The organism is Rhizobium sp. BK313, from assembly GCF_014193655.1.
Lineage (GTDB): Bacteria > Pseudomonadota > Alphaproteobacteria > Rhizobiales > Rhizobiaceae > Rhizobium.
In genome coordinates, this window is sequence record NZ_JACHZQ010000001.1 from 1,169,898 (window position 1) to 1,184,438 (window position 14,541).

The 14,541-nt window shown below is 59.4% G+C and carries 17 protein-coding genes and 1 riboswitch; of the genes, 10 read left to right on the forward strand and 7 right to left on the reverse strand.

The genetic code is table 11. The annotated features are described in order from the left end of the window. Positions 1-109 precede the first annotated feature (109 nt). Both FHT86_RS05525 and FHT86_RS05530 read right to left on the reverse strand, forming a co-directional pair. Positions 110-700 (reverse strand): hypothetical protein, encoded by a 591-nt coding sequence (locus tag FHT86_RS05525; RefSeq protein ID WP_133705874.1) that lies wholly within the window; start codon positions 698-700, stop codon positions 110-112. A 4-nt stretch (positions 701-704) separates the two neighbouring features. After that, entirely contained in the window at positions 705-1,094 is a 390-nt protein-coding gene (locus FHT86_RS05530; RefSeq protein ID WP_133705875.1) for an acyl-CoA thioesterase, read from the reverse strand. A 255-nt stretch (positions 1,095-1,349) separates the two neighbouring features. Between FHT86_RS05530 and FHT86_RS05535 the strand changes: the two genes are divergently transcribed. From FHT86_RS05535 to FHT86_RS05560, 6 genes are all read left to right on the forward strand, one after another. Further along, positions 1,350-2,606: an extensin family protein gene (locus FHT86_RS05535; RefSeq protein ID WP_133705876.1), complete on the forward strand. Its 1,257-nt coding sequence runs from the start codon at positions 1,350-1,352 to the stop codon at positions 2,604-2,606. A 106-nt stretch (positions 2,607-2,712) separates the two neighbouring features. Further along, positions 2,713-2,967 (forward strand): hypothetical protein, encoded by a 255-nt coding sequence (locus FHT86_RS05540; protein WP_133705877.1) that lies wholly within the window; start codon positions 2,713-2,715, stop codon positions 2,965-2,967. A gap of 388 nt (positions 2,968-3,355) precedes the next feature. Next, positions 3,356-4,282: an ABC transporter ATP-binding protein gene (locus FHT86_RS05545; RefSeq protein WP_133705878.1), complete on the forward strand. Its 927-nt coding sequence runs from the start codon at positions 3,356-3,358 to the stop codon at positions 4,280-4,282. Further along, a complete protein-coding gene (locus tag FHT86_RS05550) occupies positions 4,279-5,040 on the forward strand; it encodes an ABC transporter permease (RefSeq protein ID WP_133705879.1) in 762 nt (253 codons plus the stop codon). Before FHT86_RS05545 ends, FHT86_RS05550 begins: the two co-directional genes overlap by 4 nt. 61 nt (positions 5,041-5,101) lie before the next feature. Continuing rightward, positions 5,102-5,190: riboswitch (ZMP/ZTP riboswitch) on the forward strand. Positions 5,191-5,213: 23 nt separating this feature from the next. After that, entirely contained in the window at positions 5,214-6,542 is a 1,329-nt protein-coding gene (locus FHT86_RS05555; RefSeq protein ID WP_133705880.1) for a folylpolyglutamate synthase/dihydrofolate synthase family protein, read from the forward strand. 6 nt (positions 6,543-6,548) lie between these two features. Further along, positions 6,549-7,073, forward strand: a complete 525-nt coding sequence (locus tag FHT86_RS05560; protein WP_133705881.1) for a GNAT family N-acetyltransferase — start codon at positions 6,549-6,551, stop codon at positions 7,071-7,073. A 16-nt stretch (positions 7,074-7,089) separates the two neighbouring features. Here FHT86_RS05560 and FHT86_RS05565 read toward each other — a convergent pair whose 3' ends face one another. The 4 genes from FHT86_RS05565 to FHT86_RS05580 all read right to left on the reverse strand — a co-directional run bounded on the left by FHT86_RS05565 (position 7,090) and on the right by FHT86_RS05580 (position 9,810). Next, positions 7,090-7,995, reverse strand: coding sequence for a DMT family transporter (locus FHT86_RS05565; RefSeq protein WP_133705882.1), 906 nt, complete (start codon positions 7,993-7,995; stop codon positions 7,090-7,092). A 93-nt stretch (positions 7,996-8,088) separates the two neighbouring features. Beyond that, positions 8,089-8,790, reverse strand: a complete 702-nt coding sequence (locus FHT86_RS05570) for a TIGR02281 family clan AA aspartic protease (RefSeq protein ID WP_133705883.1) — start codon at positions 8,788-8,790, stop codon at positions 8,089-8,091. After that, positions 8,787-9,008: a DUF1289 domain-containing protein gene (locus tag FHT86_RS05575; RefSeq protein ID WP_133705884.1), complete on the reverse strand. Its 222-nt coding sequence runs from the start codon at positions 9,006-9,008 to the stop codon at positions 8,787-8,789. The genes FHT86_RS05570 and FHT86_RS05575 overlap by 4 nt, the downstream gene beginning before the upstream one ends. A gap of 19 nt (positions 9,009-9,027) precedes the next feature. Then, on the reverse strand, positions 9,028-9,810 hold the full coding sequence (locus tag FHT86_RS05580; protein WP_133705885.1) for an adenosylcobinamide-GDP ribazoletransferase: 783 nt from the start codon (positions 9,808-9,810) through the stop codon (positions 9,028-9,030). Positions 9,811-9,933: 123 nt separating this feature from the next. Between FHT86_RS05580 and cobT the strand changes: the two genes are divergently transcribed. Both cobT and FHT86_RS05590 read left to right on the forward strand, forming a co-directional pair. Further along, positions 9,934-10,950, forward strand: a complete 1,017-nt coding sequence (gene cobT / locus FHT86_RS05585; protein ID WP_133705886.1) for a nicotinate-nucleotide--dimethylbenzimidazole phosphoribosyltransferase — start codon at positions 9,934-9,936, stop codon at positions 10,948-10,950. Positions 10,951-11,135: 185 nt separating this feature from the next. Continuing rightward, the gene (locus tag FHT86_RS05590) at positions 11,136-11,528 is read left to right on the forward strand and encodes a diacylglycerol kinase (protein ID WP_133705887.1); all 393 of its coding nucleotides are present in this window, start codon (positions 11,136-11,138) and stop codon (positions 11,526-11,528) included. 121 nt (positions 11,529-11,649) lie between these two features. Here FHT86_RS05590 and FHT86_RS05595 read toward each other — a convergent pair whose 3' ends face one another. After that, positions 11,650-13,179, reverse strand: a complete 1,530-nt coding sequence (locus FHT86_RS05595; protein ID WP_133705888.1) for a sensor histidine kinase KdpD — start codon at positions 13,177-13,179, stop codon at positions 11,650-11,652. A 123-nt stretch (positions 13,180-13,302) separates the two neighbouring features. Between FHT86_RS05595 and FHT86_RS05600 the strand changes: the two genes are divergently transcribed. Together FHT86_RS05600 and FHT86_RS05605 are read left to right on the forward strand one after the other, a co-directional pair. Beyond that, a complete protein-coding gene (locus FHT86_RS05600) occupies positions 13,303-13,875 on the forward strand; it encodes a thermonuclease family protein (protein WP_133705889.1) in 573 nt (190 codons plus the stop codon). Continuing rightward, positions 13,875-14,507 carry a uracil-DNA glycosylase family protein gene (locus tag FHT86_RS05605; RefSeq protein ID WP_133707084.1) on the forward strand — a complete coding sequence of 211 codons (633 nt, stop codon included), beginning with the start codon at positions 13,875-13,877 and terminating at the stop codon, positions 14,505-14,507. Before FHT86_RS05600 ends, FHT86_RS05605 begins: the two co-directional genes overlap by 1 nt. Positions 14,508-14,541 lie beyond the last annotated feature (34 nt).

Genomic DNA, 14,541 nt, shown 5'->3' on the forward strand with positions numbered 1-14,541 from the left:
GAACATGGAGATGGCAGTAGTTTTACCGACATCATTCGGTGCGCCGCCGCCGTTCCCTTACATGGAATGCAACAAAACATGGGCGTCGCTCCCTGTATGGCCGGATTTCTCAACCGGGAAGAACATCATAGAGACGGAAAATCCAGGTAAATTGGTAGATCAGCCCGATCGTCACGAACGCCGCCTGGAAGCGGCGATTGGCGGTGATGGCGGCAATGATACAGAGGACGATGTAAACGACGTTGCGCGTCGGGTATTCCCAGCCCAGCGACCGGAAATAGGTCTCACCCTTCAGCAGCGTATCGATGAGGTCGACGGCGTAGGTGACGGCGAGGAGGCCGAAGAACCAGCGGCGACGCGAGATGAAATATTCCTCGAAGCCGCCATAATCCTCGATCGAGGGAGGATTCAGCAGCACGCAGAGGAAATAGAACAGGCAGCAGAAGCAGATGAGGAAAAGATAGACGCCGAAATTGATTTCCGCCACGGATTGCAGCCTATATTCCCACCACCAGAAATGGATGATGAACAGGAACATCGACAGCACCCAGCCGAGATGCACCAGATAGACGCGGTTCTTGCCAGGCGATTGCACGAAACCGGCGAGGCGCATCAGGAGCTGGGCGAGGGCAAGGCCGATGACCATGCTCATCACCGTCCTGATATAGACGTAGACCTCGGGCGTCCGTGCGGCTTCCATCCTATCAGCTCTCCGAAGGAACGGGCTTCGGCGCGCCATTTTCGTCGAGTGCCACCATGATGAATGTGCCGGCTGTGACCTTCTCCAATTTGTTGTAACGCGAACGGTGAGCCCAAGCTTCGACGTTGAGCGTGATCGACGTGCGGCCGACACGTTCGATATGTGTATAGACACTCAAGGTATCGCCGATCTTCACCGGCAGCTCGAAAGCCATTTCCTTAACGGCGGCGGTGACGACGCGGCCACGGGCCCGCTCGGCAGCGCGAATGCCGCTTGCCAAGTCCATCTGCGCCATAACCCAGCCGCCGAAGATGTCGCCGGCGGGATTGGCATCGGCAGGCATGGCCAGCGTGCGCAGGGTCAACTCGCCTCTTGGCTTGACGCTGTCGTTCATTCAGTCGCTCCTATCGACAAAGCCTTTGATTCCGGCGTTCAACCTACGCAATCGAGCTGCGATGGGAAAGACTTCGTCTACGTTCGACAACAGGTCTCTCGATTGAAGATGATCTTTTTTCGGAACGCTTCACGCCTTTCGGAGCTGTCCGTGACGTCCATCTTCCATTAGGCGGTAAGCATTCATTCACCGTTTTTATTTAAGATTCGTAATAGTTGCCGACCGTGGCTGGGGCAGCAGGAGCGGATCTAAAGTATGGCGTATTTGTCCTTTCTGCGGCGGGCTGCTCTGCCGTTGCTAGTATCGTCGGCGCTGGTCGCCTGTACGGCCGACAGCCTCGTACCACCGTCGAACATCGATAGCAGCGCCCGTGTCGGCTCGATCAAGCCACACCGCAGCGTGTCGCAAAGGCAGTTCACCTATCAAGGCGATCAGGCCCCCGTAAATTCCGCTTCCGCCAACTACACCAACACCTACAATCTTTCCGGCAACAGGCAGAGCGCCGCTTCGATGCCCGCCTCGGCTGCCGCCAAACAGGGCCGCCTGCCGATGGGCAGCGGCGATGAAGCCGTGACCACCACGGACGTTGAGCAGGGCCTGGCGCAGCAGTCGGACCTGCCCTCCCAAGGTGTCAACATGGACGCCGAGCTTGGTGTCGGACCGAGTGAGGAAGATCAGTCCGGACCGGTCGTCGGGTTGGCGCAGGAGGAAGGCCAGAATATTGCCGAGGGCGAGACCGATCAGCCTGTCGTCGACGGTATCGGCTCCGACACGCCGGTGCAGGCCAACCGCTCCATCATTCAACGGCCAGCCGCGCAGGCCGAACTCAATCAGTCGCCAATCCGACGCCAACAGCCGAACACACAAGTCGCGATGCTGCCACGCGTCGACAATCCGATGCCGCGGATCGAACAGCAGGAGGAGGCGCCGCAATCGACACCAGGCGTGATGCCTGCATCGGAAATCGCTTGCCGGCAGGAATTGCAACGCATGGGCGTCGTCTATAACGACAAGCCGGCAATTTCCAGTGGCCCGGCCTGCCAGGTTCCTTATCCGGTTTCGTTGAGTGGGCTTTCCGGCAACATCGCCGTCAGGCCGGCAGTAACGTTGAATTGTCAGGTGACGCTTGCCTTTGCCAAATGGGTGAAGAACGAATTGGCGCCGGCGGCCCGCACGCGTTATTGGACGGGTATCGGCACCATCGTGCCGCTCGGCGGCTATTCCTGCCGCCGGATGAACAATAGCCATCAACGCTACAACCCGATGTCGGAACACGCCCATGGCAATGCCATCGACGTCGGCACCTTCATTCTGAAAAACGGCCATGTGATCGATGTCCGTAGGAAGGGCCTGTTCTCCTTCCGCGAGGGCCGGCTGCTGAAAGCGGTGCGCAGCGACAGTTGCCGCTATTTCGACACCGTGCTCGGTCCGGGCAGCAACGCCGAGCACTGGAACCATTTCCACTTCGATCTCAGGGATCGCCGGGGCGGGCGGCGTTACTGCAGCCTGTAGTACCCGGCTCGCCGAGGTCAGCAGCGGATTTGCCGGGGGCGAAACCTGGTTTACCTGCGGATGGAATCGCAGTTTACTGCGGCCGCCGAGACGGGAGAACTATTGGATGGTAGAGGCACCAAGAAGGAAGAGAGGCCTGGGGAAGGCGCTGGTCGCCGCTCTCGTGGCGATCATTCTCGTGATCGGCGGGCGCTGGTATGCCTATGTCGCCTATGCCGATAATCCTTTTGACGAAGTTGGCATCGGTCTCAACACGATGATGCCGGACTCGATCCGCGAAAAGGGTTGCTCGATGTTGAAGGCGCGCTTCGAAAACAAAACGCTGCCCCCGGCAGGTTGCGGCGTCAACGGCAATTGGTAAATTGCCAATCGGTAGCCGGCAAAAGAAAAAGCCGGCACGAGGCCGGCTGGAGTGGCGCACAGCAACGACAGGGGATCTTTGCTGGCTCCGGAAAAAGAATTTCATGTTGCAATGACGCATGCAGTATGGATGCGAGGGCAATCAATCTTGAAATATCATCGGCGCCGACGCTGTCGCCAAGAGGCGTTGGGCGGAGTGCGACAGTCGTTGCTCACCTAAGGCAAGATATGCCCGACGAAGGTCACGATTTGATGACAGACAGTGGTTTGTTTCTTTTCCTTGAGCGAACGCACTGTTCCATTCTGGCGGGATGGTAAAAGCCGCTTGGCGACTATATAGCGGGCAAACGCCGCAAAACTAATCAGAAAAGCCGGACTTCGCCTGCATCATGGCCCCGATCATTTCTATTCGTAACCTCACCAAAACCTATTCCAACGGGTTTCAGGCACTGAAGGGCATTGATCTCGATGTCGAGCAGGGCGAGATTCTGGCGCTGCTCGGGCCGAACGGCGCGGGCAAAACGACGATGATTTCAATCGTTTGCGGAATCACCAATCCCAGCGGCGGTACAGTGACCGTCGGCGGTCATGATGTCGTCAGGGAGTTTCGCGCCACGCGCGCGATGATCGGCCTGGTGCCGCAGGAGCTGACGACCGACCAGTTCGAGACGGTATGGAACACCGTCAGCTTTTCACGTGGCCTGCATGGCAAGAAGCCGAATCCGGCACATATCGAGCGGGTGCTGCGCGATCTGTCGCTCTGGGAAAAGCGAGACAATACGCTACGCCAGCTATCCGGAGGCATGAAGCGGCGCGTCCTGATCGCCAAGGCACTGTCGCACGAGCCGCAGATCCTCTTCCTGGACGAGCCGACGGCGGGCGTCGACGTGACGCTGCGCAAAGATATGTGGCATGTGGTCGAGCGACTGCGAGCGTCCGGCGTCACCATCATCCTGACGACTCATTATATCGAGGAGGCTGAGGAGATCGCTGATCGCGTCGGCGTTATCAATGACGGTAAGCTGCTGCTTGTAGAGGAGAAGAAGGCGCTGATGGCCAAGCTCGGTCGCAAACAGCTAATCCTCGACCTTTTGGAGCCGCTGGACGCCGTTCCGCATTGCCTTGATGGCAATGGTTTATCGCTGGGGCCGAATGGCACGACGTTGATCTACGATTACGACTCCGAGCACGAGCAGTCGAGCATCGCGGCGCTGCTGTCGCGTTTGGCGGCCGAGGGCATTCATTTCAAGGACCTGTCGACGCAGCAGAGCTCGCTCGAAGACATCTTCGTATCGCTGGTGGGAGAAGACAAATGAACTTCGAGGCGGTCAAATCCATCTATGCCTTCGAGATGGCGCGTACGCGCCGCACGCTGCTGCAGAGCGTCGTCTCACCTGTCATTTCCACCTCGCTGTATTTCATCGTCTTCGGTGCTGCGATCGGCTCGCGCATCCAGTTGGTGGAGGGCGTCTCTTATGGTGCTTTCATCACGCCGGGCCTGATCATGCTGACGCTGCTCGGCCAGTGCATCAGCAACGGTTCCTTCGGCATCTATTTTCCGAAGTTCACCGGCACGATCTATGAGGTTCTTTCCGCACCCGTCGCCATGGCGGAAATCGTCCTCGGCTATGTCGGCGCTGCTGCGACCAAGGGCATGCTGATCGGGCTGATCATCCTGCTGACGGCGAATTTTTTCGTGCATATCACCATCGAGCATCCTTTCATGATGATCCTGTTCTTCGTGCTGACGGCGGTGACTTTCAGCCTGTTCGGCTTCATGATCGGCATCTGGGCCGGGAATTTCGAGCAGCTCAACCTCATTCCCATGCTGGTCGTGCCGCCGCTGACCTTCCTCGGCGGCAGCTTCTATTCCATCAATATGTTGCCACCCTTCTGGCAAGCAGTCAGTCACTTGAATCCGGTCCTTTATCTTGTCAGCGGTTTCCGCTGGAGCTTCTTTGGCATCGCCGACGTCAATCCGGTGCTGAGCCTCAGCATGATCACGCTTTTCCTCATCATCTGCCTCGCGACTTTGGGCTGGATTTTCAAGACGGGCTATCGGTTAAGGAACTGATTGACAGGCGCTTTCCTGCAAACACGCCGGTTGCCATTGCTGTCTTTGCAGTTCATAAATTCGATGCCCACGTCACTGGCGAAGCAAGATGGCAAACCATCGGGGAGCGTGGGTGAGATGATAAACAAGCCGCGCGCCTGGGCATCCAACTCGAGCCTTGTTGCAGGTGTACCATGCCCACAATCCCTCAGCGCCATTCATTGACCGATGTTCTCTCGCGCCTCGATCTGCTGACCAATTGGGAGCGCAAGCCACGCGGAGAGATGCGTGTCGGCCTCGATCCGATGCTCGATCTCATGCAGAGGCTCGGCAATCCCCATCGAAGCTTCCGTGCCATCCATGTTGCCGGTACCAAGGGCAAGGGTTCCGTTTCTGCGCTCATCGAGGCCGCCTTGCTGCATGCGGGATGGCGGGTCGGCCGTTATGCCTCGCCGCATGTCGACCGTGTGAATGAGCGGATCAGCGTGTCAGGCCGCGCGGTCGAAGACGACGCACTGGCAAGGGCATTGGAACAGACGCTGGACAGCTACGAGCCTGCAAAGCGGGAAGCGACGGCCGGTGAGGATGCCACCTGGTTCGACGTGATAACCGCCGCCGCCTTTCTTGTATTCAAAGATGCCGGTCTGGACTGGGTGATTGTTGAAGTCGGCCTTGGCGGTCGGCTGGATTCCACCAACGTCGTCTTTGGCGAGGTCGCGGTCGTCACCAATATCGAGCTCGAGCATACGGAAATTCTCGGCAGCACACGTGAAGCGATTGCGAGCGAGAAGGTTGGCATATTAAAGCCCGGTGCGGTCCTCGCAACGACACTTCCCATTAGCGACGCTGCGGGCCAGGTTTTGCAGCAACGCGCAGACGAACTCGGTTGTCGCGTATTGCGCACCAATTTTTCAGATGATGCAACGATTGCCGACAGAAATGCAGCGCTTGTTGGCATCGTTCTCGATTATTTGGGACAGCACGGCGAACGCGTGCGCGAGGGTGGTAAGGTAGGAATTCCAATCGGCGCGTGGCTGCTTGACCAGGCGGTCAAGGATAGCGCGCGTCTACCGGGACGGATGGAGCGGCTTGCCTTCAAACTGCCCGGAGCCCCAAACACGGCCCCACGTGTGGTGCCAGTAGTGATGGATGGCGCGCATGTTCCGTTCAATATCGAGGCTGTTTTGCGGGATATTAGCCGCTCTCAAGAGTTCGACAGCAGATGCGTCGCTATTGTTGCGCTGGCGTCCGATAAGGATGCACGGGGATTCCTGACGGTCCTGTCTCGCTACGTTGCCCACGTACTGTTTACAGAGGCGTCAGGGTCCGGCCGGTTTTATCCGGCCAGCGAGCTGGAGGCGTTGGCAACATCCATGGGAATCGCCTGTGAATCTGAGCCGGATGTGCGAAAGGCATTGGAAAGCGCCGCGACGATGGCGTCAGAAAATGGTGGCTGGGTCCTCGTTACCGGGTCGCTCTATCTTGTAGGAGCGCTGCGAGGCGTAGTGTTAAAAAGCGGCTGATTGACGATGGATATCAATATTCGATCGGCTTCTCCCAATGACGCTGCGGCCATCGCCAACCTGCACGTCGCTGTCTGGCGCGAGACCTATCGAGGGCTTGCACCCACAGAAGTTTTTCGCACACTCGACGAAGGCTATCGGCAAGCTCGGTGGGCATTGACATTGGCCGAGCCTGGTCGTCATCAACTCGTGCTTCTTGCCGAGCAAGACAATCGGTTGGTCGGCATAGGCGCGGTCGGCGCGCCGTCGCAGCCCGTTTTCGAAGGGCGAGGGGAGATACGGTCTCTCTATGTAGATCCTGCCACAAAACGCCAGGGTCTCGGCCGTCGCCTGATGCGGGAACTGGCGCGGCATCTTGCCGGCCTCCATTATCCCGGCGCCGCTCTGAGCGTCGTTGCCGGCAACGATCCGGCAATCGCATTTTACCGGTCGTTGGGCGGACGGATGGCAGGACGTTATATCGATCCCGGCCCGATTTGGCGATCGGACAACATCATCTTCGTGTGGGACGATTTGTCGTCGTTGATCTAGCGTCGAGCGGGCCTCTTTATCCTTGGGCGGCTTTCCTCCGAGGTGCCATCGTCATGGCCATCACGCCGATAATGACGCAGACGAGGCCAATGCCGGCTGTCGGAGTCAGGGGCTCGCCGAGAAAGACAGCGCCGATGGCGACGCCGATCGGGACGCGCAAATAGGCTTGCGCAGTAGTGCCGATCGAGCCAAGGGTCTGGATCAGCCGGAAATAGATCGAGAAGGCAAGGGCAGTCGACAGGATTGCAAGCGCGAAGAGGGCGCCGACCGATGCCGTCGAAGGCGCAAGTGTCCATGGCTGATCCACAACCAGGCTGACAGGGATGAGGATGACGGCGCCGCAGAGAAGCGAGCCGACTGCCGGCATCATCGGATCGAGACCCTTGAAATTGCGGCCAAACAGGGAGGCTCCGGCATAGCAGATCGATGCCGCGACGACGGCAAGCTGTGCCGGCAATTGCCGGCCGAAACCGTTCAAGGCGTCGACGCCGATGATGAAGCAGATGCCCGTCAATCCGATCGCGATACCAAAAAGCTTGTGTATCGTGACGCGCTCGTTGCGCAGCAGGGTCGCCGCCAGCACGAAGGTGAAGATCGGTGTGGTGGAATTCAGTATGGTCGCCAGACCGGCATCCACCGTTCGCTCGGCCCAGGCGATCAAGGTGAACGGAATGACGCTGTTCAAGCAAGCCTGAACGAGGAAGCGACGCCATGTGGCGGGATCCCGCGGCAGCGTCAGCCCGCGCCAGAGGAGGATCGCAAACAGTACGCCGCCAGCGATGAGAGTGCGGGAGGCGATCAGGGTGATCGGCGGAATCGTCGTCACGCCGATCCTGATGAAGGTGTAGGAGGCGCCCCACAAGGTCGCGAGCATGAGCAGGAGCATAAGCTCCGTCGTCGTGTTGGTTTTGGTCGGCGACATGACGGCTGAACTTTCGAGATCTATGATGGCGTATGCATCGTGCCTAGCGTTTAATTGGCTCGTGATGCTTCGAGTCTCATCGAAGTATGCTGCTCAATCCCGTAACCGCAGCTCATCCGTCTGCATCTGCATCGATCCCAGCGTTTCGAGGAAGCTCATGCCAAGCAGGCTCTGGTCGAGCTTGCCTTCTTCGGCGACGGTCGCTTTGACGTCGCGGCGCAGGATCGGGCCGATGGCGACGGAGCCGAGTTCAACCGGGGCAGCCCTGGCCCGGCCGTTGGCGGTGATGACCGTCATGGAATAGGTGAGATTTTCCGGGATGATGCCGACGCGCTCGGCATCTTTCTGCGATAAAGCAATGACACTGGCTCCGGTGTCGACGAGCATGTCGATCGGCTGGCCGTTGATCATCACTTGCGCCTCGAAATGGCCGTTCAACAGCTTGTGTAGAATGACTTCCTGGCCGCCTTCGCTGGTCGTGACGACAACAGCGTGTCCGGGCAGCAGGCCGGCCATTAGCCGATCGCCGACTTGCTGGGCATCGCGGCGGTAAATATAGGCCGTCGCCAGCGCCATGATGATGACCAGCCAGATCAGCAGATTGCGGAGAGACTGGCTGGCGGTATGGCGGCTAGCCCAGATGCCGGCGCTCATGATCAGGGCGAGCGGTACCAGATAGACGACGCCGGCAAAGTCGTCGTTGTCCATGCCGAAAGTCGTACCGCCGTTATTGTTGAATACGAGGAGCGCGAGACCGATGCCAATGATGGCGAGCGCGACGTTCAGGCGGTTCATACGGCGCTGCGCTCCCGCGCCAGCCGCTGGCGGCGGGTCTCCCGGCGCGGCTTGCGTTCGACGGTGGCAAGGCGCTCAGGCAGGACCTGCATGATCTCACTGCGCTCACCGTCGCTGTAGGTCATCCACGCGCCGATTTCTTCGCGCGTACGCCCACAGCCGAAGCAATAGCCGGTGTTGATGTCGATGGAGCAGACAAGGATGCAGGGTGTGAGCATAAGGCCATATATCGATGCTTCAAACGCACATGGCAAGGGTACAGAAGGCGGCGATCTCGCAAATCTGCTGCGTTGCACCGATGGTGTCGCCGGTGTGACCGGAAAGCCTTTGGCGCACCCGCCGCGTAAAGAGAAGTGCCGCGGCTGCGGTGACCAAAAGGCATAGGATAAAGGCGGGAAGCCTGAGGCTCGGCCAGAGCAGAAAAGCAGAAAATACCAGCGCGGTGATAAGCGCCATCTGCGTTGCGCCGTAATCCGGTTTCCCGGCTGAGGCGGCAATTCCGTCCGGCTTGGCGGCAGGCAGAACATACCAATGCCAGACCATGGCACCGCGGCTAAGCGCTGCAGCAGCCGGTAAAGCAAGGGCTGCGGCAAAGTGCGGGAGACCGCGAGCGATGACGGCAAGCGCTGCGGCACGAAGTCCGAAAGAGAGGATCAGTGCTATCGCACCATAGGTGCCGATGCGGCTATCCTTCATGATGGCGAGTGCTCTATCGCGATCCTTGCCGCCCCCAAGGCCATCCGCCGTGTCGCTGAGACCGTCCTCGTGCAGGGCGCCTGTTGTTATGGTCTGGACTGCAAGTGCCAACAGTGACGCCATCAACGGGTCGGCGTGGAAGGCAAGCAGCACGGCGAACACGATCGCGGCGGGCAGGGCAATCAGCAAGCCGGCGAGCGGGAAAGTACGGGAGATGCGGTCGAGCTTACCGTCGTAGCCTTCGAAGAAGGAAGGCGGCACGGGAATGCGGCTTAAGAAGGCGACGGCGCGCGCAACGTTGCTTGTGTATTCCCGAATATTCATCCTCTCCCCGTTATCCCTGCGACAGCATCGGGCGTTTTTGGAGTTGTTCGCACCCGTGCCGACGACTAATAGAGTCGCACGCAAAAAACCTGATTTGACATCAAAAGACAAGGAACGGCATTCATGAGCGTTACCGGCCTGCCATTCGATGATTTCCGCACGCTGCTACGCGACCTTCCGGGTCCGGATTCCCGAGCGCTGGTGGCGGCGCGCGAGCGTGACGCGCAGCTCACGAAGCCGCCGGGTGCCCTCGGCCGCCTCGAAGAGATTGCCTTCTGGCTTGCCGCCTGGACCGGCCGACCGCCTGCCGTCAACCGGCCGTTGGTGGCGATTTTTGCCGGCAATCACGGCGTCACCAAGCAGGGCATCACGCCGTTTCCTCCCGCGGTAACGCAGCAGATGGTAGAGAATTTCGCGGCCGGCGGTGCTGCGATCAATCAGATCTGTGTCGCCTATGATCTCGGCCTGAAGGTGTTTGATCTGGCGCTGGATTTCCCGACTGCCGACATTACCGAAGAGCCGGCACTCACGGAGCGCGATTGCGCTGCAACCATGGCCTTCGGCATGGAAGCGATTGCCGGCGGCACGGATCTGCTCTGCGTCGGCGAAATGGGCATCGGCAACACCACGATCGCCGCCGCCATCCACTATGCGCTCTATGGCGGCACGGCTGCAGAATGGGTTGGTCCCGGAACTGGTTCGGAAGGCGAGATGCTGAAGCGCAAGATCGCCGCCGTCGAAAAGGCGGTGGCGCTGCATCGTGATCATCTTTCCGATCCGCTGGAAGTACTGCGCCGCCTGGGCGGCCGTGAGATCGCCGCCATGGCCGGCGCCATCCTCGCTGCCCGCATGGAGCGTATCCCGGTCATTATCGACGGCTACGTGGCAACCGCCGCTGCCTCGATCCTCAAGGCCGCCAATCCGTCCGCCCTTGACCATTGCCTGATCGGTCACGTTTCGGCTGAGCCGGGGCATCTCAAGGCCATCGACAAGGTCGGCAAGACGCCGCTATTGGCGCTCGGCATGCGGCTTGGCGAAGGCACGGGTGCTGCGCTTGCCGCCGGTATCGTCAAGGCCGCTGCCGCCTGCCACTCCGGCATGGCGACCTTTGAGAGCGCCGGGGTTGCCAACAAACATTGATGATGAAACGGCTGGGCGGCGGCAATAAAGTGTTCCGCCTCCAAAATTCCGACCGACTTTCGATTTATGTCATAAATCTGTAATGATTTTTTTGGTCGACTCAGTTGTCGGCTTGCCTTGAGAACAGCGAGACGGTATTCGCAAGGCTGCTAAATTGCGGTTAGGACATTGCAAGCGGGGCAGGGATGGTCGAATTTTCGAAATCAGCGGTAACCAAGGAAACGGGTATCCGGCATTTCTTTGCCGCTGCCGGCTATTCCTGGGGCGGCTTTCAGCGCCTGCTGCAGGAATCGGCTTTCCGGCAGGAGCTTTTGTTTGCAGCCGTTGGATTGATCCTGCTTGTCATCGTCGGAGCAACGCTTGCAGAAATCATGATCGCCGTCGTGCTGTTTCTCGGCGTGTTTGCCGTGGAAGCGATGAATACGGCGGTCGAGGAAGTTATCGATCGGATTTCGCCCGAGATTTCCAACGTCGGCAAGCATGCCAAGGATCTCGGCTCCTTCGCGGTTCTCTGCATGCTGGTCGCTTCCGGTCTCTTTCTCCTCTACACGATCGCCAGCCATCTGTTTTTCCGCTGAGCGCCGTGCGTTCATTCGAACGCAAAAAGGTCGCTCTAATCTTTGAATCTAGAGCGTCTTAATCGCTTGCAGGCGATTCCGCCTGAACGTGGGATGCTCTGGCCGTTTCATGGCGTGAGCGTCAGGCGAAGCTCTTCTTCCGGCGCTCGACCAAAGGCGCGTCTTCGATGGCCGGCAGGCTTTGCAACACGCGCTTGGCCGGCAGGATAGCGATGACTTCCGTACCTTCACGCAGCTTGGACTTCAGCATGAATTGACCGTCATGCTTGGCGAGGATCGCCTGAACGATCGGCAGACCGAGACCGGTACCCTGTTCGGCGCTCTTGATGGCGATCGAACCCTGGCCGAAGGCGGAAAGGACCACCGGTATCTCCTCCTCGGGAATGCCGGGACCATTGTCCTTGATCGCCACATATTGCCCGCCTCCCGCGGTCCAGCCGACCTTGACAGTAATTTCACCATTTTGCGGCGTGAACTTCACGGCATTCGAGAGAAGATTGAGGATCACCTGGCGCATGGATTTCTCATCGGCCCAGACCGAGGGAAGCTTTGGCTCGAATTGCGGCGAGATGGAGATGTTCTTGCCACGCGCGCGCAATTGCACCATGCCGATGCAATCCTCCGCCACATCCAGCAGCGAGATTGCCTCCTCGTTCAGCTCATACTTGCCGGCCTCAATGCGCGAAAGATCAAGGATCTCATTGATCAGGTTGAGCAGATGCTGCCCGGAGCGATGGATATCGGTGGTGTATTCGCGATAGGTGGCATTGTTCAGCGGCCCCATGACCTCCGCCGACATGACCTCGGAGAAGCCGAGGATGGCGTTGAGCGGCGTTCTGAGCTCATGCGACATCGAGGCTAGGAAACGGGATTTGGCGAGGTTGGCCTCTTCAGCGCGGCGGCGTGCTTCATCCGACATGGACTTCGCGACTTCCAGTTCGGCGATCAGATCATCCTTTTCCGACTGGAAGGAAAGGATTTTCAAGTTCGATTGAAACATCCGATTGGTAATGAAAGTGAAGAAGATGACGGCGACGGCGACGGCGGCGGTGAGCGCAATGTCGGAAGGGTTGCGCGTCAGCGCCGCTTTGACCGCAAGCGCGACTGTTGCGGGCGCGAAGGAGAAGGGCACGGCACCCGGCAACATGAAATTCGCCATCGCAGTGACACAAATCGCCACCAGCAGTGTCGCGCCGTTGTAGAGAAGGAAGCTGTCGCCACCACAGGTCGAACAACTGTGCATGGCGAAGAACGCCCAGCAAAAGCCGATGAGCAACTGGCCAAGCAACAGCATCTGGCGCCATTTCCTGGCACTTTCGGCAGTCATCTCCCGTTTCTTCGCGCGGCGGCCGAGCAGCATGTTGATGGCATGTGCCGAAAGGGTCGGGATGGCCCAAATGAAAATCTGCGCGTCGCGCGTCAGATAGACGCCGAGGGCCGCGACGATGACGACGAAGATCGGCATGACCGAAGCACCCTGCAGGAGGGTGTCGACGTGCATCATCATAACTTCGCGGTCGAAGCTCCGGCTGTGACCGGATTGCAAGCGCTCGCGCGTCTGCCGCACCGCCTTCGATACAGCCCGGTTACGGTGACTGCGCGATCGGTCGACGATGATCTTATCTGTCGATGTGCTGACGCCGGTGCTCATGGATACGTTGAAACTTGGCTTGCCGAGGGTTACAGACTAGCGGCCAAACCTTAAGAAGATACTGCTCGGAAATGGTTTGTTTGCCATCTTTGCCAAGGGTTTGTTCTTTAAGGAGGCAAAAGCGTGACGCGGTCCGGCCGCCTGTTTCGTGACGGCGTAACCACATTCGCGCTGCTGGGGCTGATCGGCTTGCTGGCGCTGAAGATGAACAATCGCCCAGAACTCGTTCAAACGGGAAGCTTTTATGTCGTTGACGGCGATACGCTCGGTCGGGACGGTGACCGTCTGCGGCTGCTCGGCATCGACGCGCCGGAATATCGGCAGCAATGTCAGCGCGGTCATGTGGTCTGGGCCTGCGGCGAAGAGGCGCGCAAAGCACTTGAGAGACTAATGAAGACGGGTGCGGCTGAATGTCGGGGGAGCGAACATGACCGCTACGGCCGGCTGCTGGTGACCTGCAGAGCGGGAGACGTCGACATCAATGGCGCGATGGTGCGCAGCGGCATGGCCGTGTCTTATGGCGGCTACGCCGCCGAGGAGGCTGCGGCGCGGCAGGCAAAGGCTGGGCTTTGGGCCGGCGATTTCGAGCGGCCGCGCGACTATCGGCGCGAGGAGCAGGTAGAGCATGCTCGCGGCAATGATCCGCTAGCCGGGTTGGGCGACTATTTGCGACGGTTTGTGGGATGGGATCGATGATGGCGTCGGAAGATGAGTTGCAGGCACTGCGCAGAGCCATTGCGGTCTGTCGCGTCTGCCGGGACGCGCCGATGCGCGGGGAGGCGGACAGGCTACCGCATGAACCGAGGCCGGTCGCCGTGTTATCGGCGACGGCGCGCATCCTGATCGCCGGGCAGGCGCCGGGGCTGCGCGTGCACGAAAGCGGCGTGCCGTTCGATGATGCCTCCGGCGACCGGCTGCGGCAATGGCTCGGCGTGGACCGCGACAGTTTTTACAACGCCGATCATTTCGCCATTCTAGGAATCGGTTTCTGCTTCCCCGGTTATAGCGCTAACGGGAGCGACCTGCCGCCGCGCAGGGAATGCGCGCCGCTTTGGCGGCAAAGAGCCATGGATGTGATGCCGCAAATCGAACTCGTCCTGACCATCGGTCAATATGCTCAGGCTTGGCATCTCGGCTCGGCGCGAATGGCATCGATGACGGAAACCGTTTCGGAATGGCGGCGTTATCTCCTTACCAACCGGTCACCCGCGATTTTGCCCCTACCGCATCCCAGTTGGCGCAACAGCGGGTGGCTGAAGCGCAATCCTTGGTTCGAGGTGGAGTTGCTGCCCGTATTGCGGGAGCGCGTGAAAATCCTCGTTTCTTGAAACAAGTTTCTTTTCCTCCGGCAAAAATGCGCTA